Here is a 24,785-nt window from a genome sequence, read left to right as displayed (position 1 = left end):
TCTCGGAGCAGCCCCGCCATGCGGCTCGCCGCAAGGCAGGCGCGGCTCTCGCTTGAATTTCCGGCTCGCTCGCGTTCGACCGAGCCGGACACTCACTTCACAAGGGGGCAACCGCCGTCCTTGAGCGGACGGAATGCCGCTTCGGCAGGAATGGTCGAAACGATCTTGTAGTAGTCGTAGGGCTTCTTCGATTCGCTGGGCGTCTTGACCTGGATCAGCATCATGTCGTGAAGAACGCGACCGTCCTCGCGCAACGACGTCTTTCCGAACAGAGGATCGTCAAACGTGCCCAGCTCGCGCATCGCCTTGACGACGGCGGCGCCATCACGCGGCGATCCCACCTTTGCGACGGCGGTCAGATAGGCCAGCGTCGCGGAATATGCTCCAGCCTGGTTCATCGACGGATAGCGCCCGTTGTTCCGAGCCGCGAAGCGCTCGCCAAAGCTCCTCGTCTTGTCGTTCAGGTCCCAATAGAACGCGGTGGTCAGTTGGAGGCCTTGCGCCGTCTTCAGGCCAAGCGAGTGAATGTCCGAGATGAACAGCAGCATCCCTGCGAGCTTCTGCCCGCCCTCAATGATGCCGAATTCGGAGGCCTGCTTGATCGCCTTGATCGTATCGCCACCGGCATTGGCGAGCGCGATGATCTCGGCGCGCGACGCCTGCGCCTGAAGCAGGAAGGACGCGAAGTCGTTCGAATCAGTCGGGTGCTTGACGCTGCCGACGACCTTGCCACCGTTCGCGTTGACGACGGCGCTCGCATCGCGCTCCAGCGAATGCCCGAGGGCAAAGTCGGCCGTGACGAAGAACCAGGTCTTGCCGCCGGCCTTGGTGATGGCATCGGCGGTACCGTGCGACAGCGCCCAGGTATCGTAGGTCCAGTGCACCGAATTCGGCGTGCAGGACTTGCCCGTCAGGTCCGACGTGCCCGATGCGGTGAACAGCGCGACTTTGTTCAACTCCTGAACGAGGGGTGCGATGGCCAGCGAGATCGCGCTCGTCGGCAGATCAACGACCGCATCGACATTCTCCGTGTCGAACCATTTGCGGGCGATGCCGCGCGCCACGTCCGGCTTGTTCAGCGCGTCGCCGCTGACAACCTCGATCTTGAACTTCTCCGAACCCGGCAGCTTGTTGAAATCCTCGACCGCCATCTTCGTCGCTTCGGCGGCGCCCATGCCCCCGATGTCCGAGAAGATGCCGGACATGTCGGCGAGCACGCCGAGCTTGACACTGGTCTGAGCTAAGGCGGCCGAGGCGGTCACCATGCAAACCGACGCCACCGCCGATGAAACCAAATTCCTGAATGCAGCCATGAAAGGTCCTCCCCCGTGGGCTTTCGCTGATGGTGACAGCCCCAGCCTTCAACGAAATTCTTTATTGTGAATTCACAAGACACGTATATGAATTTCAAGTCAAGGCGTTTCGATCCGACCTCTGAGCCGAAGTCCACAGGACGCGCTGCCTCAAATTCCGGGACGAGCTTCCGGCTGAGCGGATGATGCTATGACCGTGGAGTCGCCAATCAGCGGCTGAGTAAGCGGGAGTTGTTGCTCGACGTGACGGGGCAACCAACCTTCGCGGAGAAGATGCGGGTTTCGTATGTTGGTCAGGCAGGCTGCTAACGTTCTCGAGCTGCTGGAGTACTTTGCGCGCCGCAAACGACCGGCGACGCTGGCCGAGATCTCGGACGATCTGGGCTGGCCGCGCTCCAGCACCTTCAATCTTGTTGGCACGATTGTCGACAAGGGATGGCTCTACGAGACGCGAGCGCGAAGCGGGTACTACCCAAGCCCGCGCTGGCTGACGCTGGCGCGCGCCGTTGCGGACGCGGCCCCGCTTCCAGAAGTCGCCTATGCACTCGTGGCAGAAATTGCCAAGGAGACCGGAGAGACCACGGCGATCGCGGCCCTAGCGGGCACCTCTGCGATCTTCCTGCATGTCGAGGAATCCGGGCATTCGGTGCGCTACTTCGCTCAAGTGGGCGACCGGGTGCCGGTGTATGCAAGCTCGGTGGGAAGGGCCATCCTGGCGCAGCATTCTCCCGAAGAACGGCGGGCCATCTATCGCAAGATCAAGTTCGAGCCGTTTTCCGAAACCACGCCCGTGAACGCCGACGCGGTGGAGGCTGAACTCGAGATCGCGGCCAAGCGCGGGTACCACCAGAGTTCGTCGGAGTACATTCCCGATCTGGCAGGCGTCGCGCTTTCCCTTCCGCTCAGTTCACGACAGCTCTCGATCGTCGTTGCCGGACCGACGTCTCGGTGCCTGGAACGAAGAGCACTGACGGCGTCAACGATGCAGCAAGCATTGCGCCGCTTCGCGTCCGAGCTGGAAAGCAATTGAGATTTACGGCCAAGGCTCAGTTCGTCCTGGCTTCGAGCGCCTCGCGTTCTCGCTTCACCTGGTCCTCGCTGACCGGCGCGGCCTTGCCCCAGTGGTTGCGGACATAGCTGGCGACAGCCGCGACCTGCACGTCGTTAAGCTGCCAGCCGAATGCCGGCATTGCAGGGCCGGTCGGTTCGCGATCCGTCGCCACGCTCTGCGCGCCCTGCAGAATCACCCGCAACACTGTCGTGGGATCGCCCGTGTTGACGGTTGCGGCTTGCGAGAGATTCGGGATCAGGTTCGGAACTCCGGTGCCATCCGACTTATGGCATGCTGAACAGAGATCCTGATAGATCGCGCCGCCGGCCGCGAGCACTTTCTGGTCAGCAGACGAGTTGTCCGCCCCGGGCTTTGGCCCGGTCACGTCCTTCAGGTAGGTCGCCATGGCCTTGACGTCCTCGTCGCTCAGCCTCGACGTCGAGAGGTCTACGACCTCGCCCATCAATCCCGCAGCCGCCGCAAAACGGTTATGGCCGGTCTTCAGATATTGCGCGAGATCTTCGACGGACCAGGTTGCAAGCGGCCCCTCCCCGCTGGTGATATCCGGCGCGACCCAGCCCTGCAGCGTGTAGCCCTGCAATAGCGCCGTTGTCTTGTCGCCACCCAACCATGTCTTGGGCGTGTGGCAGGCGCCGCAATGCCCTGGTCCCTGCACGAGATAGGCGCCTCGATTCCACTCCTTAGATTTCGAGGCATCCTCGCGAAACTCTCCCGGCGTGAAGTAGAGCTTGTCCCAGGCCATCATCGCCGTCCGGATATTCAAGGGGAATGGCAGCTTGTTGGAGACAACTGCGTTGTGAACGGGAGCGACGGTCGAGAGATAAGCGCGGATGTCCTTGACGTCCTCGCGCGACATCCGCGTGAAATACGGAAACGGCATGGCCGGATAGAGCCGCTTGCCGTCCCGGCGTATCCCTCGCCGTACCGCCGCGTCGAACTCCTCGTCGCTCCACGCGCCGATCCCCGTGTCCCGATCAGGCGTGATGTTTGGGGAAACCAGCACGCCGAACGGCGTCTCGATCGCTCGCCCACCGCTGAAGGGACGATCGCTTCCCGGGACCGTGTGGCAGCTTCCGCAGTCGGCGGCATTGAGGAGGTAGCGACCGCGCTCCACCGCTGCGAAATCCTGCAAGCTCGCGCTTGTGGCCGCGGACCCGCCAACGACGAGCGCGATGCTCGCAAGCACGAACCGCAGCCTTCTAGCCATCGATCAACTGTCCCGGTTTCTTGAGATATTTTCCGCGGATCGCATCTGCTGCCCAGTAAGCCAGCGACCGTGTCCGTCGGATTGTAGCCGGCGTTTTGCGGAAAGGCGCTCGCGCCCAGCACGAACAGGTTCGGCACGTCCCAGCTCTGCAAATAGCGGTTCAGCGCGCTGGTGCCGGGATCGGTGCCCATGATCGCACCGCCACACAGATGCGTCGTCTGGTACTTGGTGATGTCGTAGGGTGCCTTACGATATTCCTTCTGGACCTGCCGCGCGCCCATTGCCTGGAAGATTTCGGCGAACTTGTCGGTCAAGAACTTGTTCTGCTTGATCTCGTTGTCGTGGAAATCCATGGTGATCCGCGCCAGCGGTCGGCCGAAGCGATCCTTGTAGGTCGGATCGAGATCGACATAAACGTCGCGATAGCTGTACATGCTGCCATGCACGCCGGTTCCAGGCTTGAGCGCGCTGAGATAGTTCTCCTTCACTGCCTTCTTCCATTGCGCGCCCCATCGCGGCGTTCCCGGCGGCACCGGAGTGGTCTCGATCGGCCGACCGTTGGTCTGCACCTGCCCCATATAGCCGCCGCCGACGAAGCCATGCGGCCCGTGATCGAAATTATCGCCGTTGAACTCATCGATGCACATTCCGATCGCGCCGGAGGCGATGAAAGGATTGAAGATGAATTTGGCAGGGTCGAAGAAGCTGACGACGTCGGAGATCGTCTGGTGCGTGAAGTTGCGGCCGATCACGCCGGTGCCCGCTGCAGGATCGTAAGGCTTGCCGATCCCGGACAAGAGAAGCAGCTGCACATTGAAGATGGTGTAGGCCGATAGCACCACAAGAGCGGCCGGCTGCTCCCATTCATTGCCGGTGGTATCGACAAAGGTGACACCGGTTGCGCGTTTGCCCGAACCGTCAAGGCTTATCCGCGTCACCTCGCTGTTGTCGCGCGCCGAAAAATTCGGCTTACGCATCAGCGCGGGCAGGATCGTGGTCTGCGGGGAGGCTTTCGAATAGTTGCCGCAGCCGAACCATTCGCAGAAACCGCAATACGTGCAGGGACCAAGCCGCACGCCGAGCGGGTTCTGATAGGGGCGCGACATGTTACCCGATGGCTGTGGGAATGGCTTGTAACCGAGGTCGCGGGCGGCCTTGGCAAACAGCGTGTAGCTGAACGGTTGGTCTTGCGGCGGATTTGGATAGGGCCTCGAGCGCGGCCCTTCGAAAGGATTGCCGCCGTCGATGATCTTGCCTTTGATGTTGCCGGCCTGGCCTGACGTGCCGCAGAGATACTCGAACCGGTCGTAATACGGCTCGAGCTCGTCATAGGTCACACCCCAGTCCTGGATCGTCATGTCTTCGGGCAGGAAGCTCGCGCCATAGCGTTCCGTCAGATGCGTGCGCAATACGAAATCCGACGGAAGGAAACGCCAGGTCTCCGCGTTCCAGTGCACGCCTCCGCCGCCGACCCCGTTGGGCGGCATAAACGCACCCCAGCTGCGGATCGGCAGCGCCGTCTGATTCATCTTGTTGCGGAAGGTGAAGGTGGTCTGGTCGGGACGCAGGAAGAGCTCGTGTCGAATCCGGAACCGCAGTTCGTCCGCCGCATAGCCCGGCGGAAAATCGGTGGCGGTGTTGCGCCACGGTCCGCGCTCGATCGCGACCACATCGAGGCCGGCATCGGCAAGCTCGTAGGCCATGATCGACCCGGTCCAACCGAGGCCGACGATCACGACATCCTTTGGCGGCAGTTTGCGGGCCATTGTTCGGCGCTCACGATTTTGCAGGGGTCCAGTCGGCGCGGCCGGCGATACTCACGGGCGGGTACGGATAACGCTCGTTGTGCCGCATCACCCAGTCGCGATAGTCGTAACGGATGCCGGGAAAGCCGATCATCTTCCATCCGACCATGTCGCGATTGCCGCCGTGGATCGGATCGGCGAAAAAACCTTCCGGTACGTCCTTCAATAGCGCATCGAAGAATCCCTGCGCGTCGACGCCGTCGAATTTTGCATCGCCCGCCTCGATCTTCTTCAGCAGTTCATCCTGCTCGTTGATGTTCAATTCGGCAAAAGCCCTGCCGCCGTGGTTCGATCGGCAGAAGGCGTCGAGCCCGGCCAGCCCCTTGCGATAGAGCTGCGCGTGCGAAAGCTCCGATTGCGGCCCCTGCTCCTTGATGCCCTTCACATGCGGGCCGAGCGTGTACAATCCCTCGTTCGATCCATAGGGCCCCTTGAGTTGCCGATCGATGAAGACGGCGCAGCCGGCATCCTTTCCGCCTGGCGTTTCCGGATCTGGCGGAATGATCCGATCGACGATTGCTTCCATCGCGCGGGCCTCGTCGGCGGTGAAGAATTGCCAGGGTCCTGGCCGCTCGATCTCCGGCGCCGAGTTCGGAAATGGCGCCCAAGGCACATGATCGCGGATGACGGTCGCGCGTGTCAGCGATGTGGTGCCGACAAGCCAGGCTGCGAGTGAAAATAAAAACAATCGGCGTCGCATGGGAGGTCCCATCGAGCTACCTCGGCCAACGTCGGCGCCGTTCGCCGGTTCCTATTACGGGCTCATTCTTTGGTAGGAACGTCGCTCCCGCCGCGGCGTTACGCCGGAAAACACCGAAAGGAGCACGCGGTGACACGCACGCTATGTCTTGCCATCACGATCGCGATCCTTGGTGCCGCTCCGGCGATGAGCCAGACCAAGGAGCAGCAGGCTCGGGAATCGACCGGTATGGCAAACTCCCAAAAGCAGCTCGGCGGGCTGAAGAAGGACCGAGAGATCAGCCATCAGATCTTCCGTGCGCAGACGCGGCATCATTATCATGCGATGGCCCGGCATACCTGATGTTTACCTGAGGTGACCATCCACGAGCAATACGCTGAAAATGCGACTTGCTCAGCGTCACCAAGGATAGGCTGTGACATGCCGGAGCGTTCGTTCGCCGTGAGCGCATCGAGTGAAGCTGGTTATCACCGCGATCCATTGAACTTCGTCAGCCGCCAGCGCACGAGATCGTCGGCGCCCGGGCCGGCCTGCGGCCGTACATCCCGCAGGCGGACAACTTCACCTGATTTTTCGTCGACAAGAGCAAGCTTGACCGCCCGCCCGCTGCTCTGATTGATGAATTTCAGCGGCGGACCTTTGTCGCCAGCGATCTGCCATTTGTCGCCGACCTGCGCGAGTGCCTGGATCACGAGAATAATGTCCGCTCCCTTTCGCGTCAGAACGTACTCATAGCGGTCGGGCCCGGTCTGATACAGCCGCCGCTCAATCAGCTCATTCTCCTCGAGATGCTTGAGACGATCGGACAGTGTGGCGTGGGTGACGCCGGTCGACTTGCGCAGGTCATCGTAGCGGCGCAGCCCAAGACCGAGGTCCCGCAGGATCAGCATTGCCCAGCGGTCGCCGACGGCGTCCAGAACGCCGGCAATCGAGCACACCATTCCCTCGAAACTCTTCGAGCGCATTCGTCATACCCCCTCGCAAATCGCTCTAATAATTAGAGTAATTTCGACGTGCGCACAACCCTTGCAAATCTCTTGCTTTCTAATCACTCTTATTATTAGAGTTGTCCATCTCGTTAGAATTCTTGGATCGGAAGGAAACAGCATGGCAGATCTCCGCGATCTCGTCCTCGATGCCCATGGCGCGGCGCAATGGAAACGGTTTCGCGGCATTGAGGGCGACATGTCGATCGTTGGTTCGCTCTGGGCCGGAAAAGGCTGGCCTGAAGTGCTGAAAGACGTTCGCGTCACGGTCGATATCCCCGGCCAGAAGCTCAGCTACGAGCCATTCACCGCCGACGGCCTGCGCAGCTTCTATCGGCCCGATCTGGTTGCAATCGATACTGTCGAGGGCAAACGCCTGAGAGAGCGGAGCAGTCCGCGCGCTTCTTTTGCCGACCACACCCCAGCCACCCCATGGGACGATCTGCACCTCGCCTATTTCAGCGGCTATGCGATGTGGAACTATCTCAACACGCCCTTCATGTTCGCATTGCCGGGCTTTTCGACCGAGGAGATCGAGCCTTGGAACGAGAGCGGAGAGACGTGGCGCCGGCTCAAAGTGACCTTCCCCAGCTCAGTTGCGACACACTGTCCCGAACAAGTCTTCTATGTCCGCGCCGATGGGCTCATTTCGAGGCTCGATTATTTCGCTGATGTGATCGGCGGCGTTCCGACCGCCCACTACGTGTCCGACTATCGCGACTTCGACGGCATCAAGATCCCGGCCAAGCGTCGAGCCTATCGCCGCAATGCAGACGGGACTCCCATGACAAACGGGATCGGCGTCGCCATCGACATCGCCGCCATCAGGTTCTTCTAACGAGATACGCGGTCGCCGGACCGCAACGGGAGGATTCATGGCCGAAGCGGAAAAACGTCACACGGTGACGATCGAGATCAACGGCATCCGCCGTACGCTCGAGGTCGAAAGCCGCAAGCTGCTGGTCCACTTGATCAGGGACGATCTCGGCCTGACTGGCACGCATATCGGCTGCGACACCTCGCAATGCGGCGCCTGCACCGTCGAGATCGACGGACAGGCGACAAAATCATGCACCGTGCTCGCCGTGATGGCCGACGGCGCCTCGATCGCGACGATCGAGGGCGTGTCGCCAGCGGGATCGACCCTCGATCCGGTGCAGACGGCCTTCCATGAGCATCACGCGCTGCAGTGCGGCTTCTGCACGCCGGGAATGATCATGAGCGTGCGCCAGTTGCTGCGCGCTCATCCTGATCCAAGTGAAGACGACATCCGCCACGGCATTGCCGGCAACATCTGCCGCTGCACCGGCTATCACAACATCGTCCGCGCCGTTGAGTCCCTCGTTGCAAAAGGCTGATCGCCATGAACGCAACCGTGCTCCCCTACATCGGCCAGCCGCTGAAGCGCCGCGAGGATTTCAAATTCCTCACCGGCAAGGGCCGCTATGTCGACGATATCAGGCTGCCCGGCATGCTCCATATGGCGATCGCGCGATCGCCGCATGCGCATGCCATCATCAAGAACGTCGACCTTGGCGCGGCCAAGGCAGCGCCGGGCGTTCGCCTTGCCCTCTCCGGTCAGGATCTTCCGGGCAAGATCGGTCCGATTGTTCCGAACTGGGTCATGCCCGGGACCAAGGTGCCGTTTCGCCCGGTTGTCGCCGTCGATCGCGTGCGTTTCGTCGGTGAATGCGTCGCGCTGGTGGTGGCGGAGACGCAAGCGCAAGCCTATGACGCCGTCGGCCTGATCGACGTCGATTATCAGGTGCTGCCTGCGGTCATCGACGAAGAAGCCGCGATCGCCGCCGACGCGCCGCAGCTTCACGACAACGTGCCCGGCAACATCACCACCGTGTACAAGGTGCGCGGCGGGGACTATGCCATGGCAGCCCGCGAAGCCGACCAGGTTCTCAAGCTGCGCGTCGTCAACAACCGCCTGATCCCGACCTGCATGGAAACGCGCAGCGTGGTCGCCGCGCCCGAACCCGACGGCACATTGACGGTGTACCTGCCAAGCCAGGTCCCGCACATGCATCGGCGCTGGATCGCCGAGACCGTCGGCATTCCGGAACACCTGTTGCGCGTCGTCGCGCCCGATATCGGCGGCGGCTTTGGTGCCAAGATGCATCTTTATCCGGAGGAGCTGCTCTGTCCGCATCTCGCGCGCGAACTCGGCGTACCAGTGAAATGGTGGGAAAGCCGTTCCGAGAGCCATCAATCGACCAACCATGGCCGCGCCCACACCGAAAATATCGAGGTGGCGATCAAGAATGACGGCATCATTCTCGGACTGAAGGTCGAAACGCTCGGGAATGTCGGAGCCTATCTCTCCAACATGGCGAGCGGTGGGCCGACCGTTAACACCGTCAATTTCGGCACCGGCAATTATAGAATCGCGAACTACGAGGCGACCTCGCGCGTCGTCGTCACCAACACAGTGCCCGTCGATGCCTATCGTGGCTATGGCCGGCCGGAGGGCGCCTATATCGCCGAGCGCGCCATCGACGCCGTGGCGCGTCATCTGAATCTGGATCAGGTCGAGATCAGGCGGAAGAATTTCATTCAGCTCGCCGATTTTCCCTACCGGCCCTATGGAGGCATGGCCGTGATCTACGATAGCGGCAATTATCAGGGCCTTCTCGACAAGGCCCTCGCCGCTTTCAACTACGACGCTCGCCGGAACGAACGCGACACCTTGCGCCGCGACGGCATCTACCGCGGCATCGGCGTTGCCGCGTACACGCATATGTGTGGCATGGCGCCGTCGCGGCGTCTTGCGCTGATCGGATTCGATCGCGGCGGCTGGGAGAGCGCGCGGGTTGCGATCGATTCCAGCGGCCGCGCCACGGTGTATTCGGGTTCGATGAGCCAGGGCCATGGCCATGTCACCTCGCTGTCGCAGATCGCCGCCGACGTGCTGCAAATTCCGATCGAGAGCATCGACGTGATCCAGGGCGATACGCGCCAGGTGCAGGCTGGCCACGGCACCTTCAACTCCCGTTCGATGGCGGTCGGCGGATCGAGCCTGCATGTCTGCTCGCAGCGCATCGTCGCAAAAGCAAAGAAAATCGCTGCGGGCATGCTGGAGGTCGACGAGAAGGACGTCGCCTATGCCGCGGGCCAGTTCAGTGTGCCCGGCACCGACATCGCACCTCTGGCCTTCGGCAAGGTCGCGCGCATGGCCTATGTCGGACACAAGCTCCCCGATGGGGTCACGCCTGGCCTCGACGAAACCGTCTTCTACGATCCGACCGGAATGTGCGCGCCGTCCGGCGTCCATCTTGCCTATGTCGAGGTCGATCCCGAGACCGGGATCGTCGACATCATCGACTATGTCGCGGTCGACGACGTCGGCACGTTGATCAATCCGCTGCTGGCGGCGGGCCAGATCCACGGTGGCGTCGTGCAGGGCATTGCCCAGGCACTCTATGAAGAGGTCAGCTACGATCCTGACAGCGGACAGCTCCTGACCGGCTCGCTGCTCGACTACGCCGTGCCGCGTGCCGAGCATGTGCCCAGCATCACCTCGCTGTTCCAGGAGACCCCCTCCCCGACCAATCCGATCGGCGTCAAAGGCATCGGCGAAAGCGGCTCGATTGCGGCGCCGCCCTGCATGGTTCACGCCGTGCTCGACGCGTTGTCGCCCTTCGGCATCAGCCACCTCGATATGCCGCTGACGCCGCCGCGCATCTGGGCGGCGGTCCAGAGCGCGCGCAACGGAGCGAGCCAATGATCCCTGCGCCCTTCGACTATGTTCGCGCGGGCTCGCTCGCCGAGGCGATCGATCTCCTGCGCCGTGACCCAGACGGAACGAAGCTGGTCGCCGGAGGCCACACGCTGATCCCGACGCTCAAGCTTCGGCTGGCCTCGCCAGCGCTGCTCGTCGATATCCGCGGCGTCGCGGAAATGAAAGGAATCCTGATCGGCGAGGACACCATCAGCATTGGCGCGCTGACGACACATGCCGAACTGCTTGCATCCAACGCGCTACACCAGGTGCTTCCGATCTTCCGTCAGGCGGCCAATTTGATTGCCGATCCGCAGGTGCGCAACCGCGGCACTATTGGTGGATCACTCGCCAATGCCGATCCCGCAGCCGATTGGCCGGCCATCGTGATCGCGCTGAAGGCGGAACTGGAGGTCGCAAGCGCCAGCGGATCAAGACGCGTAGCGGCGAATGACTTTTTTGTCGATATCTTCTCTACGGCGCTGGAGCCCGACGAGGTGCTGGTCGCCATCCATATTCCGCGCCCGGCGGCGGATACGCGCTTCACCTATCGGAAAATCCGGCATCCTGCGAGCGGCTATGCCGTCGTCGGTGTGGCTGCCGGCGTGCGCGTCAACGTCGGCGTCGCCGCGGACGTCTCGATCGGCGTCAGCGGCGCGGCGGGGCACGCATTTGCGGGAGATGTCGCGGCAAAATTCCTGGCTGGCAAGGCATTGTCCCAAGGAAATATCGGAGAGGCCGCGAGGCTCCAGAGCGCAGCGACCGAGTGCCTGTCGGACCGCTACGCATCGGCCGAGTATCGCGCCAGCCTGGTCAGAACGGAAATAACGCGCGCGCTACTTGCTCTTGCTGCGTGAGGCGCGTTGGGGCGATTCGGTCGTCTTCCCGGCCGAGGCCGCGCCGCCGAACCGCTTGCGGTTGAACGGCACGGCGCCGGCTCCCGGGACCACTTCGACGTCTTCGAGACGCAACGGCTGGCCGCCGGCTGTCCGCAGTTCCGGATACTCGATCGGATGTCCGGCGCGGCGCTCACGAAAAACCACCTGCGGCCCCTCCGGCTCTGCGAGCCAGCTGTCCCCCCATTTCTTGAGTGCAAGATAGGCGGGGAAAAAGTCGCGCCCTTTGTCGGTCAAAACATATTCGTATCGGCCGGCGTGCTCGGGCAACGGCACACGGGCCATCACGCCTGCCTCGACAAGTTTCTTCAGCCGACTGCTCAGGATATTGGGCGCCACTCCGACATAGTACTCGAATTCGTCGAACCGCTTCACGCCATAATAGGCCTCTCGCAGGATCAGGATCGTCCAGCGGTCGCCGACGATTTCCATGGCTCGCACCATGGAACATTCCTTGTTTGCAAGACGGCTTTGCTTGACGCCGGACATAGCTCTCTTCAGCTCCGAACTCGAGCCCGTACCATATTGGGGCGAGTTCGCGGATGTCCAGCCTCAGCGTAGCTTGCCTGTTTCCGGTGGATCAGGCCGCCTGACCGGGCTCGGTCTGCGGCTTGACGGCGGTCTCAGGCTCAAGTGCGCGCCGATGTGTCACCAGTACGCCGGCTTCGCTCAAGCGCTTCAATTCAGTTTCGCTGACGCCGAGTTCGCCGAACACCGCGGCATTATGCTCACCCTGAAAGGCCGGAGTGCCGATCGGCGTCAGCTCTTCAGCCGAAAAGCGCCAGGGACGTCCTGGCAGGCGATACTGACCACCGCTGCGGTCGGAGACGTATTGCACGGCTCCCCAATAGTCGCTCCATTCCGATGCCGTCAGTTCCTTGATCGAGCGGATCTCGCCCATCGCGATCTTGGCTTCATCGAACTGGGCGTCCAAGGTCGCCATATCAGGGAAGGTGAGTATCCACGACTGGATGATCTGGTGAAGCGCGCCGAAATTCAGCCGCCGCGCGGCCGCGCTGGAGAATCGCGGATCGTCCATCAGGTCCGCTCGGCGCATCGCGCGCAACCACGACGGAAAGGTCCGGCTTCCGACAATGCTGGTCGCGACCGTGAAGTGCTCGCCTTGCGGCCCGGTAAAGAACGAGCAATCGGTGGCACCAAGCACGGCGGGTTCGGCGCCGATATCATCGTCGGAAAGATCGACATGCGCCCGTTCGTTGACCGCGAGCAGCGTCGCAGCCATCGCGACATCGATGTACTGGCCGCGTCCGGACTTCTGGCGGCTGTTGAGCGCTGCCAGGATGGCGATCACGGCCTGCAGTCCGGCATAAACATCCGCGTGCGACAGGCTGTCGGTACGTGGCTCACTCAGCGCACTCCCATAATGACGAACGCTGTTCTCGGTGAAACCTGCCTCGGCCTGCACCGTCGGCGCGTATGCCATCCGACTCCGCCACGGTCCTCCCTGGCCATAGCCGGTGATCGAGGCATAGATCAATCGCGGATTTCGCTTTGACAGAGTCTCATAGTCGAGACCAAAGAAACCCAGCGTGCCCGCACGGAAATTCTCGACGACGACATCGGCCGTGTCGCAGAGCTTCAGCGCCAGCTCATAGGCACCGGGCACATTGAGATTGATGCTGACATTGCGCTTGCCGGCATTCTGCTGTGCGTAGTAGCCCGACATGCCGTCGGTCGACGGAAACGCGAAGCGCGAGACATCAGGGCTTGGCGGCTCGATCTTGATGACTTCGGCGCCAAGATCCTGCAACGTCCGCGCGCATAACGGGCCGGCGAGCACACGGGAGAAGTCGACAACACGGATTCCGCTTAAAGGGCCGCTCATGTCAGCGCCCCGCGAATTTTGCGAGGCCCGGGCCATTCTTGCGGAATGACGCGAGACCGGTCTTCAAGTCTTCCGAGGTCCAGATCGGCGCCTGCACCCTCGCCATCGCCTCATCGGCAGCAGCGACACCTTCATTGACCGCGATGTACGCGAGTTGCTTGGTGGCCGCATGCGCCACGGTCGGACCCTGCGCGAATTCTTCCGCAAGCGTCATCGTGGTCTGCTCCAGCGACTCCTCCGGAACCGTCAGATTGATCAGCCCCCACTTCTCCAGCGTCGGCGCGTCGTAGCGCCGCGCCAGCATCGACATCTCCTTGGCGCGCTGAGCTCCGATACGCTGCACCTGCCGCTGGATTCCGCCGAGCAAGGGATGCAGCCCGAGCGTCGCCTCGACCGATCCGATCTTTGCCGAAGAGGCGGCGATGATGTAGTCGCAGGAGAGCGCAAGCTCGAGTCCGCCGCCAAGGCAGACGCCGTGAACGCTGGCGATCAGCGGAATTGGCAACAACTCCATGAAACGCAGGAATTCGACGCCGTTGAGCCGCCTGTTTTCGCTGGCCTGATCAGCGGCACCCGCGGCGACCCGCTTGTCGAAGATATCCAGATCCGCGCCGGCAGAGAAATGGCGCAGTCCGCTGCGGATCACGATAGCGCGGCTGCCGACCTTCTGGGCCGCCTCCACCTGCTCGACAAGCGCATTGATGAGCTTTGGGCCGAGCAGGTTGTACGGCCGATAAACCATGGTCAAAACGGAGATGTTGCCGCGCTCTTCGCGCGTCACGAGCACGTCCTCGGACAAAATTGCCTCCTGTGTGTCGGCGCTGCTTCGCAATGGCCGTATTCTCGTTTCCGAGAACACTACATCATGACTTGCATTTTGCAAGTCACGAGTCGTTGTCCGATGACGGCCTTGGCGCGCGAGCAAGGCCGGCCGCGCTGGTCTGACCCGTGATGCCAGCCAGCTATTTCGCCGCCAGCCTGCCCGGCACCTGCTCCGCGGCCACGCCGAGGCGTCAGAGTTACGGGCTCCGTCTGCACGACATGCCGCGGAACAATATCGCCTCCCCTGCGGACGCAGCACGTTCTCCGCGAACGGATGGAGAAGAAAGTCGCCATTACGGATGGCAAGCGTCTATGGGACGCCGCCTAGTTTGGCATTGAATTCAATAGCGCCGCTATTCCAAATCCCAAACAGATCAGCACCAGACGCGCATCGAGCGACTGCGCGAAGTTGCGGCGATCGTGTCGACGTTCATTGCCGTAGGTCGCCCCTGCGATATAGACGAGCGCCACAAGGAACACCAAAACGGCGAGCGCAACGGTTGCGATCATGATATTTTTGCTCGACCTCTATGACATTTCGCTAGAGGCCGTTTAAGAACATTCCAACTCGCCGTCTTGTCAGGAAAGCCCTGACGTGTCAGCGGGCCACGCTGCGGATACGCGTCCAAAATCCTTCGCCAACGCATCAAGTTTCCTTGCAGAATTCAAATGGCCGGCGTGCGCGGCGGCCGATTTCACTTGTTGCAACTATTCTTCCCCGGCTTGTGACAGGCTTTTCCTGACATTCCTGAGACGGTCGTCACTCTATTATGCCCCACGCAAATGCTGGACGTCGCTCCGCATCGAAACTGCCAAGGGTCTTTCCGAGCAACTTCGGTCCCACAGCGCAATTGTCACGAACTCTGGTCGGCCTGTTAATCGCAATAGGTAAGCGCAGGTGAAGAAGCTCGCTGATCTCATACTTACACTTGCGTTCGCCTCATCCAGCGCTGCATTCGTTGCTTACTCCTTGGCGCATATTGCCCACTACGATCTGGGAGTGCCGAGCTCCGCTCTCAGGAATCAGGCCCTGACTTCGGCAATTCTTATTTCGGGTCTGGTCGCCGTCGATCTACTCGCAACCAGGAACCGATAGTGTTGACACGATCGGGTCCAGTTGTCAGGACGGCGATCCGTCGCCATTTCCTGATCTGGGGGACGTAGAATGTTGAACAGTGAAAGCAGCGAGACTCGACCTCTCGCCTACTGCGAGCCATGTTCGGAAAGAACGCCGCATCGCTACGAGCGGGTAGGAGTAAACGGTAAGCTGATGTCGAAAGCGATCTGCCTGATCTGCAATAACGACTCACGGTCAGAGGCCGTTCGGCGGGGGCCGGCCCCTGCGCCTCGTCAGGATTGAGGCGCGCCCCAGGTCAGTTGGGAGCAATCAACCAGCCCCGACTGACACCGAAAACGGACGATATCCGCGCGGCTACGGAGTCCTTTCTTTTCAGATGCACGCGCCTTGTATGTCTCAACACTTTTGATGCTTATGCTCAGTTGCCCGGCGATCTGCTTGTTGCTCAGCCCCTGAGCCACGAGCCTGAGTACACCTTCTTCGCGCGGGCTGAGTTCACCACCATCGGCGTCGGCTATCGGGAACGGCTGAAGAGCAGTCGTGGACGCCTTCTCGGCCAACGCAGGATCAAGATAGGTATCGCCCTGCTCTACGATTCGGATGGCGCGCAGCAATTCCTCCCCGGCCGATCGCTTCAAAAGATACCCCCTGGCTCCCGCTTCGAACACAGGACGAACATACGCCCGATCTTCATGAACGGTGAGGACAACAATCTTCACCTGCGGACACCTCCCGCTCACTCGGCGCGCGAGTTCCATGCCACTCATGTCCGGCAAGGAAAGATCGATCACGGCGATATCCGGACAGCGTTCGCAGATAATCTCCAGACCCGCCGCCGCAGTGCTCGCTTCCCCGACAAGTTCGATCTCAGGCGCGACCTGCAGAAGCGCTCTGATCCCGGCGAGGACAACAGGGTGGTCATCAACGAGGCTGATCCGAATCGGCGTCATCTGTGTCCCTGCGAGACTCTTCCAATGGTATGTTCACAAAGATCGTGCTCCCTCTCCCGGGAGCAGATTCCAGGGCAATGGAGCCGCCTAGAAGTGCTACTCGTTCTTTCATGCCGGAGAGACCGAGACCCGAAACCTCACCGCGATCTGGCCGCGCCCGATCGTCAGGATCAAAACCAACGCCATCATCCTCAAGAACGAGCGTGAATACATCCGACTTCTGCTCGAGTATGATGCTGACCTTGCTGGCGTGCGCGTGCTTGATGACGTTGGTCAACCCTTCCTGGACGATCCGGTAGAGTACCACTGCGACATCAAGCGGCAACAGATCGTCGCGTCCGAACGTCTGCATATCGACATCAATATCGTAGCGCTCCTGCCATTCCGCGACGTAGGCTCCGATAGCCTTGAAAAGGCCGAGATCATCGATGGCAGTTGGCCGCAGGTCCGACGCAGATCGATGAATGTCGCGACCGATCTGTATGGCAAGCTCCTGAAGCCAGCGCACATGATCGGCGGCCACGTCCAGGTCCTTTCCTTGCGCCAATCCCTGTTCGAGCGCCTTCAGTCCAAGCGAGAGACCAGTTACGGTCTGACCGACTTGATCATGCAATTCGCGCGAAATCCGCCGCTGCTCCTCTTCTTGAGCTGACGCCAGCCGCCGCAGCAAATTGGATCTCTCGGTCTCCGCGCGCTTTGGGATGTCGATATCGGCCAATACTCCGTGAATGACGCGACGGTGATTGGATTGGCCCTCAGCCCTTCCGGCAGCCCGTAGCCAATATTCGCCGCGATCCTGCGTCCGAACGGGAAACTCAACGCTACTTGATTTGCCGCTTTCAAGGCAGGTGGCAGCGAATGACGACAGGGCCGACCGATACGATGGCTCTATCACTGCGAAAACTTCATCTGCGGACCACTTCGTTGCGCCAGATGGCACGCCGGGCAGCCCGAGCAACGTACAAAATCGACTGCAGCCGTTGAACTCGTTTGCAGCCAGATCCCAGCGCCACGTACCGAGCTCGGCGGCATCGATGGCCAACGCGCCTCGCTTTTCACTGTCGAGCAGCGCGGCGGCGGCGCGAAGCGCCTCCAGATGCCGCCGTTGAGCGATCTCCCGCGCGATCACCAATCCAAGTGCAAGTGCCAGCGCCAGACTGGCGGCCGTTCCCGCAAACAGCAGGTGCAAAGAGCGTGACACAGGCGCGTCGAGTTCCGCTAACGGCACTCCCACATGCACCGACCAGCCATCAGTGCCGGCCAATGTGCGATGGACGGTTTCAACGTCTAGACCTTCACTTGTTTTCGTGCGCAAGGAATTGGATTTACCACGAGCAATAGCTTCCTGTACGGCAGGTGTCGTGGCATCTCCGCTCCCGATTTCCCTGTTCGGGGTCCGGGCTACAATTCTTTCCTTTGCATCGACGACAGTGCCTGCCCAGCCAGCAGGCAACCCGGCTTGTCCCAGGATCGTGCTGATCTGATCGGGCAGCAGGCCGATAGTCAGTATGTAGCGGAGTTCATCATCGCGGATAACCGGGACCCGCAAGGCCACCAGTCTCTTGCCAATTGCGGGCTGAAAGGCGCCGAGTCCTCCCAAGACAGGCTTGCGGGCGCGGAGGACAGCATTGAAGCTGTCCGTATCCGTTACTGGACCGAGAGGCTCACCCAGCGGCCGCAGCACGTTGAGAACCTGCTCCAGATCTGGTTTCGTCAGCGACGCCGTTTCCCACAAAGGACGGTCGGCAACAAGCCGTGTGGCTTCTTGATAGAAATCATTCAGATTGCCACGATCAAGCGCAGTCGAGTTCGCAAGCGTCTTGGCAACCAGCATTTCCCTGGAAATCTCGCCTTCAATCTGGTGCGCCACTTGCGTGAGAGCTTCTGTCGCTGCCTGTCGCGCGTAGCTGCGCTCCTGGTCAGCAGTAATATACGCCATCCATCCGCCAAGTAGCAGGACCGGAATGGCCGCACTCAGAGCAAGCGCGATGAACAGCCAGACAGCCTGCTTGCTGCCGCCTCTGGAAAATCTCTCGACGACATTCATGCGTCCACGTGCGTCCTCTCCCGCATCAGATTCAACAACGACAGGAACTGCTCTGCAGGCTTCCCCGACCTGACGCTCTCCTGGATCCGTCCTGTAACGATCACTCTCGCCGCTGCTCCGTCAGGAAAATCCTGACGCTGGAACCGATCCCTCCACCGCTGAGAGGATCGCTTCTTCTCACGTTGAACGGATAGACTCGACGATGCGATGTCGGCTGGACTGCGCAGCTTAAGACGATGTTCATGAAACACGACCGAAGTTAAGCCGCAAACTCAAACTCCACCCGAACGTCAAAGCCGGTCACTTTTGTCGCACTCAACGTCACGACTTTTGAAGCGTCGCTTCTTCCGCCGCCTGATCCTCTCAGCTAGCGCCGCGTGCCTGCAAATCGCGGCCGCATCTGCATCGGATGTCGGACAGACCACCGGTCTTCCGACACCCCGCTTCGTTTCGACAAAGGTTACGCCCGCGAACGTGCGTCTGGGACCGGGGATCGATTACCCTCTCAAATGGACGTACGTCGGCCAAGGGGTTCCGCTCGAGATAACTGCCGAGTTCGGACATTGGCGGCGAATCCGCGATTGGGAAGGGCAAGAGGGATGGATGCTGGGCCCGTTGCTTTCCGGCAAAAGGACGGCGCTGGTTGCTCCATGGCGCGGAGCCCAGCCGGTCTCGCTGCGAGCCAACGCGAGGAAGGACGCCTCGATTGTCGCGATCGTGCAGCCAAACGTGCTGGTTCACGTGAGCCGTTGCGACGGAACCTGGTGCCGCGTGGAAGTAAAGGGTCGACGGGGATACATCCGCCAAACCAAGCTGTGGGGTGCGTATCCAAACGAGAAATTTTAGTCAGGCCGTTCATCCAGCCGGCTCGATCGCAGCATGACTTGAGGTCCAGATGATTCGCATTCCCCTTGCACGGATTTCACTTCTGACGGGCGCAGTGCTGTTCTGCTCTCAGGCGATGGGCACGCCGAGTGACGATAAGGTTGCGGCGAACGCCCACACCACAGGGCACGGCGGTCTGGCCCAACGTGATCGCGCGAGCGGAACGGCCACTCGAACGGCTTCCGATGCGATCGGCCGATTCCTGTCGTCGACCGCACCGCCGCCTGCTCCTCCATCCGTTGGCGCGCCGGTAGGCACAGAGATCGGCGCGATCAGGGATGCGATCCGTTTGGCGCGTGGCGGCAAGACGAAAGCGGCGACGGATCGCCTCAACCAAATTGACGACGCCGTGGGCAGGAGACTCGCGGAGTGGGTGACGCTGCGATCCAGCGACATTGGCGACGATGCGATGAGCGCTGCCCGCTATGCCGCGTTCGTGCGTGCCCATCCGTCTTGGCCAAGTTTCAATCTGTTTCGACGACGCGCGGAGGTCCTGCTCTGGACTGAGCGGAGCGAGCCCAGAGCCGTCTTCGCTTTCTTTTCCGAACAGGAGCCGCTCAGTCCCCATGGCAAGCTCGCGATGGCTCGCGCGCTGCTGGCCCATGGCGATCGGATCGCGGCGAAAAAATACGCCCGCTCCGCCTGGCAGGAGGGACATTTCTCGGCTCAACTCGAAGCACAGGTGCTCACGACATTTGAGCCGCTCCTGACGAGCGACAATCACAGGGCGCGGATGATGTCGCGGCTTTATGCGGATGACATCGAAGGTGCGATGCGCGCGGCAAGGCGATTGGGGCCAGGCGCGGTTGCGATCGTGAAGGCGCGCGCCGCCGTCGACCGCAACGCAGCCAATTCGCACGCGCTGCTGAACGCCGTTCCGATGACCGCCCGCGCCAATCCTGCCTACGCACTCACGCGTATCCAGTGGCTTCGCCGCAACCACCACACCAGTGAGGCCGCCCGGCTGATGCTGTCGGTGCCTCGCGATGCGGCCGCCATCGGCAATCCCGATGTGTGGTGGATCGAGCGCCGGACCTTGGTGCGCAAGCTGCTTGACGAAGACAAGAGCCGCCTCGCCTACCGGATCGCCAGCGAGGCCGTCCCCCCGTCGAAGGAGTCCTTGAGAGTCGACCAACCATTCACCGCGGGATGGATCGCGCTGCGCTTCCTCAACGACCCGCATCTGGCAGCTCAACATTTTTCTCGGATACCGCAGATCACTGCGCATCCGACGTCGCTTGCCCGCGCCGGCTATTGGCTTGGACGTGCGGCCGAAGCCACCGGCCGCATCCACGAGGCACGCCACCATTATGAGACCGCGGCGCGATACCCCGCGGCCTATTACGGTCAGCTTGCAAGCGCCCGCCTTGGCCATCGCAAGATCGCGCTGCGCAAGCCGCCGGGATTGAGCCGCATGCAGCACGCGACGCTGCGCAATGTCGACCTGGTCCGCGCGGTCGAGCTTCTTTATGCAACCGGCAATCGGGACCTGGTCATTCCGTTCGTCGCCGATCTCGATCGCGTTGGCGATGTCGGCATTCTGACGATGGTCGCAGAAACAAACGCAAAGCATCGGGATGCGCGTGCCACGTTGACGATCGGCAAGGGCGCGCTGTTTCGCGGTCTTGCTTTTGATCAGTATGCCTTTCCCCGGTTCGGGTTACCCAATTATGTCGAGATCGGACCGAAGGCGAGCCCAAGCGTTGTCTACGCAGTGGCGCGGGCGGAAAGCGCCTTCAATCCAGAGGTGGTTTCATCCGCCAAGGCTCAGGGATTGATGCAGGTGACTTCTGCGGCAGGGCACACAATCGCGCGCCGGTTGGGAATCAAGTTCGAGCCCAAGCGGCTTCTAAGCGATCCCGCCTATAACGTGCAACTCGGCTCGGCGGAGATCGCCGATCTCATCAAGACATACGACGGCAATCATGTGCTCGCCTTCGTCGGGTACAATGCCGGGCGCGGGCGCGTCAGCGAATGGGTCGCACGCTATGGCGATCCGCGGAATCCGAATGTGGACTCCGTCGACTGGGTCGAGCGCATCCCATTCACGGAGACGCGCATCTATGTACAACGGGTGATGGAGAACCTTCAGGTCTATCGATCCCGCTTCGACGACTCCGCGCGCCTGACCATCGAAGCCGACATGCGCGGGCGCCAGGGATAGGACGCATCAGCCCGTTACAGGCTGGTGGGGGAGGCAGTTGTGGCATCCTTCTTAATTCCCAAAGACTTACAGAAAGGTGCGGGCGCTTCCGTGCCTTTGAAGCCAAAGGGGAATTTTGAGCGATGCCCGCACCTCACCCGATTCCAAAGGATGCCCTCGACGATCGCTTGGCCTTCGTCGGCACGGCCGGCAGCGGCAAGACCTATAACGCCGGAAGCTGTGTCGAGCGGCTGTTGGCCGCCAAGGCCCGATGCGTCGTGATCGACCCGCTGGGCATATGGTGGGGCCTCCGGCTGAAGGCCGATGGCAACTCAGCGTCGGCGTTCGACATCCCGATTTTCGGCGGGGCGCACGGCGACCTCACGCTGACCGAGCATGCTGGCGCGCTGATCGGCGAGACGGTCGCCGGCATGGTCGAGAGCTGCATTCTAGACTTGAGCCAGATCGGGACGAAGGCCGGGGAGCGCCGCTTTATGCTGGCGTTCCTGACGGCACTCTACCGCGGCACCAACTCTCCGGTTCACCTCATCATCGACGAAGCGGATATGTGGGCGCCGCAGCGGCTGCTCGATAAGGATGGCGAGGCCGCAAAGTTGCTGGCATGATGGAGACGATCGTTCGGCGCGGGCGCGTGCGGGGCTTCATTCCGTGGCTGATCACCCAACGGCCGGCCGTTTTGTCGAAGGACGTTCTCAGCCAAGCGGATGGAATTGTGTCGTTCAAGCTCACGGCCTCGCAGGACCGCGATGCGATCGGCGCCTGGATCGAGGGCCAAGCCGACAAGCAGGAGGGCAAGGCCATCCTCGCCTCCTTGCCGAGTCTTGAGCGCGGCCGCGGGGTTATCTGGATTCCGACGCGCCGCGTTCTCGAGACCGCAGCCTTCCCGCAAAAGGTCACCTTCGACAGCTCGCGCACGCCGAAGCGGGGCGAAAAGCTGCAGGAGACCACCCTGCGACCGCTGGATCTTGGCCGGCTGAAGGAGCGATTATCCAAGGTCGAGGCCGAGACGAAAGCGAACGACCCGAAGGCGCTCAAGGCTGAGATTGCCTCCCTGCGGAAGGAGTTGGCCGCAAAGCCAACCAGCATCGACCCGAAGGCGGTTGAGGAGGCCTACGAGCGCGGGTTGTCTGAGGGGCTGGCGCGCGGCGAGAACCGGGCCAAGGCGGCGCTGAAAGCCGTCCACGACCGGCTAGGCGACGCGCTGACGGTGGCCGGGAGCGCCCTGGAAGCGTTGGACAGCCCGATGCGGGCGCCCGCACCCCGGCGGCAAGTCGTAGCGCCGCCGGCTCCGAGCCGGCCTACGGTGGCCGCGCCGCCGCTTCCAAAAGCCAACGGGCAATTCAGCGGCCCGCAGCATCGCGTCCTGCGCTCGCTCGCAATGTGGAAGGCATTGGGGCATCCGAGCCCATCCCGCGAGATGGTCGCCGCAGCGGCCGGATATAGCCCCTCCTCTGGCGGCTTCAATAACCTGCTGGGCGCGCTCGCTACGGCCGGCGCGATCGGCAAGCCAATGCCAGGGCATGTCTCGATTCTAGTGGACGAAGACGTGATGGACGCCGCAGAGGGGCGGGACATGCTGCTGAGCTACCTGAGCAACCCGCAGCGCAAACTGGTCGATGCCCTGAATGGTGCCGGCGATCTTTCACGGGAAGAGCTTGGGCAAAGGACGGACTATTCAGCATCGAGCGGCGGCTTCAACAATCTGATTGGGTCGCTCTCGACGCTCGGCATCATCACGAAGCCAGCGGCCGGCTACGTGGCACTTTCCGATTGGGCGCAAAAGTTATTGGCATGACCGGCGCCGCCCCGAGCAAATAGCAGGAGGAGACGGGTAGATGGAAAACTTGATAATCGTACCGAGAGACGTGCTTCAGCGGGCTTATGATGCGCTTGAGGAAATAGAGGATCGCTTCCGCTTCGGAAGCGATACCTACATTCTTGCAAATCAGATTGACTGCCTGCTCAATCCGGATGTTGCGTTCAAAACTCCCATTCAAAAGATGGAAGCATGAACCGCCTCACCCGCGTCGGCTCATGGACCTTTGGTTTGTATGGCGGTGATCTTGGTGTTGGTTTTGGCCAGGAAGCTGTTGACCAGCAGCTAGTGAGGTCGAATGCGCCCGACGCAAGACCTAGCGGCTTGCCGCCGAAGGCCGCAGACCGCATTTTCAGGCTATGGGCACCAAGTCACGCGAGACCATCTTTGGCGCATCCGTGCGCGCCGCCGCCGAGCAGGCGCTCGAGGCGCGTAAGAAAGCCGATCGGCTCGCCTGCGAAGCCTGGAACAAGCGTATGCTTGCGTTCCAGGGACCGGCGCAGCCCTCGCCTTCCCTCGGCGACGCACTCAATGCCGGCTACACCTATCTCGAGGTGAAGTGTCTCGGCTGCGAGACGCACCAGACGGTCGCGCTCGATATCGTCCGCCGGCCAAAGACGACGCCAATCCACGAGCTCGAGCGCTACATGCGCTGCAAGCTGTGCTCAGAAGAGCGCGGCTATCCCTACAAGCGCAGCCACCTGGTTGCGCTGAGGCCAAACAAAATCTCGGCGCAGGATCCGCCGTCGACCTGGTGGTCGGGCGAGCGCTAAGGTCCCCCGATGTGTAATCTCTATTCGATCAGGAGAGGTGGCGATGGGCGAAATAGACAAAATAATCGAGCGCTTATTCCAGCTCGCCAATGGCGAGGGCTCGGCGCAAATCCATGATGCCGCCCTGGAGATCGCCAGACTGATCCCATTCGAGCGCCGGACCGACCGGGGACGGCGTGAGATGGCCAGAGAAGTGTTTGCCCTGCACGAGGATACCGTCGAGCGCTACCACGCGATTGCTGAGCGCGACACAGAGGGCAAGCAAGGAGCCTATTCGCGCGGCCGGATCGTTGAGGCCAAAAGCATCGCCAAGGCGATTGGCGCCATTCTGCCACCTTCACCGCGAACTTAAAACAGGGAGTTCTGAACAGATGAGCGATTGGTGGCCGCCCGAGACCGCACCGAAAGATGGCAGCGTGTTCCTGATTACCACAGCAGGGCCGAATGTGGATCTCTGCTGCTGGGTTGAGGAGCGGCAGCAATTTGAGGACTACTACCACAGGCAAAAGATCGAGCCGAAGTGGCCGTATATGGTCGGATGGAAGGCGGTTGGCCGGCCTGCTCGGGTCTGCAATACCGAAGCTGATTCACGCCGCGAAAATGGCTGGACCGGCGATGAGGTCTAGGTCGCGTGGACAGTTATCTTAGCCAGAGCAGAGTTGCGGCGATAGCGACGACAGCGAAGTAATTTCGTGCGG

24 protein-coding genes and 2 pseudogenes are annotated in these 24,785 nt (G+C 61.5%); 14 read left to right on the top strand and 12 right to left on the bottom strand.

Features of this window, described 5'->3' with window-relative positions:
- Positions 1-92: 92 nt before the first annotated feature.
- On the bottom strand, positions 93-1,313 hold the full coding sequence (locus tag AC5ZG5_RS31870) for an ABC transporter substrate-binding protein (RefSeq protein WP_456645187.1): 1,221 nt from the start codon (positions 1,311-1,313) through the stop codon (positions 93-95).
- Positions 1,314-1,599: 286 nt separating this feature from the next.
- On the opposite strand from AC5ZG5_RS31870, the gene AC5ZG5_RS31865 reads away from it, so the two are divergent.
- Positions 1,600-2,343 carry an IclR family transcriptional regulator gene (locus AC5ZG5_RS31865; protein WP_456645188.1) on the top strand — a complete coding sequence of 248 codons (744 nt, stop codon included), beginning with the start codon at positions 1,600-1,602 and terminating at the stop codon, positions 2,341-2,343.
- A gap of 16 nt (positions 2,344-2,359) precedes the next feature.
- Here AC5ZG5_RS31865 and AC5ZG5_RS31860 read toward each other — a convergent pair whose 3' ends face one another.
- The 4 genes and pseudogenes from AC5ZG5_RS31860 to AC5ZG5_RS31845 all read right to left on the bottom strand — a co-directional run bounded on the left by AC5ZG5_RS31860 (position 2,360) and on the right by AC5ZG5_RS31845 (position 6,085).
- Positions 2,360-3,127: a c-type cytochrome gene (locus AC5ZG5_RS31860; protein ID WP_456645212.1), complete on the bottom strand. Its 768-nt coding sequence runs from the start codon at positions 3,125-3,127 to the stop codon at positions 2,360-2,362.
- 126 nt (positions 3,128-3,253) lie between these two features.
- Positions 3,254-3,592 (bottom strand): annotated as a pseudogene (locus AC5ZG5_RS31855) (cytochrome c); the annotation flags it as partial.
- Between the two features lie 122 nt (positions 3,593-3,714).
- Positions 3,715-4,698, bottom strand: a pseudogene (locus AC5ZG5_RS31850) (GMC family oxidoreductase N-terminal domain-containing protein); the annotation flags it as partial.
- 670 nt (positions 4,699-5,368) lie between these two features.
- Positions 5,369-6,085: a gluconate 2-dehydrogenase subunit 3 family protein gene (locus AC5ZG5_RS31845; RefSeq protein ID WP_456645189.1), complete on the bottom strand. Its 717-nt coding sequence runs from the start codon at positions 6,083-6,085 to the stop codon at positions 5,369-5,371.
- Between the two features lie 141 nt (positions 6,086-6,226).
- On the opposite strand from AC5ZG5_RS31845, the gene AC5ZG5_RS31840 reads away from it, so the two are divergent.
- Entirely contained in the window at positions 6,227-6,439 is a 213-nt protein-coding gene (locus AC5ZG5_RS31840) for a hypothetical protein (protein WP_456645190.1), read from the top strand.
- Positions 6,440-6,564: 125 nt separating this feature from the next.
- Here AC5ZG5_RS31840 and AC5ZG5_RS31835 read toward each other — a convergent pair whose 3' ends face one another.
- Positions 6,565-7,062 carry a winged helix-turn-helix transcriptional regulator gene (locus AC5ZG5_RS31835; protein ID WP_130225663.1) on the bottom strand — a complete coding sequence of 166 codons (498 nt, stop codon included), beginning with the start codon at positions 7,060-7,062 and terminating at the stop codon, positions 6,565-6,567.
- Positions 7,063-7,204: 142 nt separating this feature from the next.
- On the opposite strand from AC5ZG5_RS31835, the gene AC5ZG5_RS31830 reads away from it, so the two are divergent.
- From AC5ZG5_RS31830 to AC5ZG5_RS31815, 4 genes are read left to right on the top strand one after another with little or no spacing between them, the layout of a single operon-like run.
- On the top strand, positions 7,205-7,921 hold the full coding sequence (locus AC5ZG5_RS31830; RefSeq protein WP_456645191.1) for a hypothetical protein: 717 nt from the start codon (positions 7,205-7,207) through the stop codon (positions 7,919-7,921).
- A 37-nt stretch (positions 7,922-7,958) separates the two neighbouring features.
- The gene (locus AC5ZG5_RS31825) at positions 7,959-8,441 is read left to right on the top strand and encodes a (2Fe-2S)-binding protein (RefSeq protein WP_456645192.1); all 483 of its coding nucleotides are present in this window, start codon (positions 7,959-7,961) and stop codon (positions 8,439-8,441) included.
- Between the two features lie 5 nt (positions 8,442-8,446).
- Positions 8,447-10,816, top strand: coding sequence for a xanthine dehydrogenase family protein molybdopterin-binding subunit (locus AC5ZG5_RS31820; protein ID WP_456645193.1), 2,370 nt, complete (start codon positions 8,447-8,449; stop codon positions 10,814-10,816).
- Positions 10,813-11,667 carry an FAD binding domain-containing protein gene (locus AC5ZG5_RS31815; RefSeq protein ID WP_456645194.1) on the top strand — a complete coding sequence of 285 codons (855 nt, stop codon included), beginning with the start codon at positions 10,813-10,815 and terminating at the stop codon, positions 11,665-11,667. The genes AC5ZG5_RS31820 and AC5ZG5_RS31815 overlap by 4 nt, the downstream gene beginning before the upstream one ends.
- Here the strand turns inward: AC5ZG5_RS31815 and AC5ZG5_RS31810 are convergent.
- From AC5ZG5_RS31810 to AC5ZG5_RS31785, 6 genes are all read right to left on the bottom strand, one after another.
- The gene (locus tag AC5ZG5_RS31810) at positions 11,647-12,150 is read right to left on the bottom strand and encodes a winged helix-turn-helix transcriptional regulator (RefSeq protein WP_456645195.1); all 504 of its coding nucleotides are present in this window, start codon (positions 12,148-12,150) and stop codon (positions 11,647-11,649) included. The genes AC5ZG5_RS31815 and AC5ZG5_RS31810 overlap by 21 nt on opposite strands.
- A gap of 136 nt (positions 12,151-12,286) precedes the next feature.
- Complete coding sequence (locus AC5ZG5_RS31805) at positions 12,287-13,552, bottom strand: CaiB/BaiF CoA transferase family protein (RefSeq protein ID WP_456645196.1); 1,266 nt, start codon at positions 13,550-13,552, stop codon at positions 12,287-12,289.
- 1 nt (position 13,553) lies between these two features.
- Positions 13,554-14,351, bottom strand: a complete 798-nt coding sequence (locus tag AC5ZG5_RS31800) for an enoyl-CoA hydratase/isomerase family protein (protein WP_456645197.1) — start codon at positions 14,349-14,351, stop codon at positions 13,554-13,556.
- A 347-nt stretch (positions 14,352-14,698) separates the two neighbouring features.
- On the bottom strand, positions 14,699-14,884 hold the full coding sequence (locus AC5ZG5_RS31795) for a hypothetical protein (protein ID WP_456645198.1): 186 nt from the start codon (positions 14,882-14,884) through the stop codon (positions 14,699-14,701).
- 840 nt (positions 14,885-15,724) lie between these two features.
- Positions 15,725-16,402 carry a response regulator gene (locus AC5ZG5_RS31790; protein WP_456645199.1) on the bottom strand — a complete coding sequence of 226 codons (678 nt, stop codon included), beginning with the start codon at positions 16,400-16,402 and terminating at the stop codon, positions 15,725-15,727.
- Positions 16,374-18,449 carry a sensor histidine kinase gene (locus AC5ZG5_RS31785; RefSeq protein WP_456645200.1) on the bottom strand — a complete coding sequence of 692 codons (2,076 nt, stop codon included), beginning with the start codon at positions 18,447-18,449 and terminating at the stop codon, positions 16,374-16,376. The genes AC5ZG5_RS31790 and AC5ZG5_RS31785 overlap by 29 nt, the downstream gene beginning before the upstream one ends.
- 306 nt (positions 18,450-18,755) lie before the next feature.
- On the opposite strand from AC5ZG5_RS31785, the gene AC5ZG5_RS31780 reads away from it, so the two are divergent.
- The 8 genes from AC5ZG5_RS31780 (at position 18,756) to AC5ZG5_RS31745 (ending at position 24,713) form a co-directional block, all read left to right on the top strand.
- The gene (locus tag AC5ZG5_RS31780; RefSeq protein WP_496138711.1) at positions 18,756-19,295 is read left to right on the top strand and encodes an SH3 domain-containing protein; all 540 of its coding nucleotides are present in this window, start codon (positions 18,756-18,758) and stop codon (positions 19,293-19,295) included.
- A gap of 49 nt (positions 19,296-19,344) precedes the next feature.
- Complete coding sequence (locus AC5ZG5_RS31775) at positions 19,345-21,498, top strand: lytic transglycosylase domain-containing protein (RefSeq protein WP_456645202.1); 2,154 nt, start codon at positions 19,345-19,347, stop codon at positions 21,496-21,498.
- Positions 21,499-21,665: 167 nt separating this feature from the next.
- Positions 21,666-22,103 (top strand): hypothetical protein, encoded by a 438-nt coding sequence (locus AC5ZG5_RS31770; RefSeq protein WP_456645203.1) that lies wholly within the window; start codon positions 21,666-21,668, stop codon positions 22,101-22,103.
- Complete coding sequence (locus AC5ZG5_RS31765; RefSeq protein WP_456645204.1) at positions 22,100-23,293, top strand: hypothetical protein; 1,194 nt, start codon at positions 22,100-22,102, stop codon at positions 23,291-23,293. The genes AC5ZG5_RS31770 and AC5ZG5_RS31765 overlap by 4 nt, the downstream gene beginning before the upstream one ends.
- Positions 23,294-23,333: 40 nt before the next feature.
- A complete protein-coding gene (locus tag AC5ZG5_RS31760; protein ID WP_456645205.1) occupies positions 23,334-23,510 on the top strand; it encodes a hypothetical protein in 177 nt (58 codons plus the stop codon).
- A 163-nt stretch (positions 23,511-23,673) separates the two neighbouring features.
- Positions 23,674-24,087, top strand: a complete 414-nt coding sequence (locus tag AC5ZG5_RS31755; protein WP_456645206.1) for a hypothetical protein — start codon at positions 23,674-23,676, stop codon at positions 24,085-24,087.
- Between the two features lie 43 nt (positions 24,088-24,130).
- A complete protein-coding gene (locus AC5ZG5_RS31750; RefSeq protein ID WP_456645207.1) occupies positions 24,131-24,439 on the top strand; it encodes a hypothetical protein in 309 nt (102 codons plus the stop codon).
- Positions 24,440-24,458: 19 nt separating this feature from the next.
- The gene (locus tag AC5ZG5_RS31745) at positions 24,459-24,713 is read left to right on the top strand and encodes a hypothetical protein (protein ID WP_456645208.1); all 255 of its coding nucleotides are present in this window, start codon (positions 24,459-24,461) and stop codon (positions 24,711-24,713) included.
- Positions 24,714-24,785: the final 72 nt, after the last annotated feature.

Source organism: Bradyrhizobium sp. Ses1 (assembly GCF_059512365.1).
Note: the sequence above shows the minus strand (reverse complement) of the source record. Positions and strands in the feature narration are given on the sequence as shown.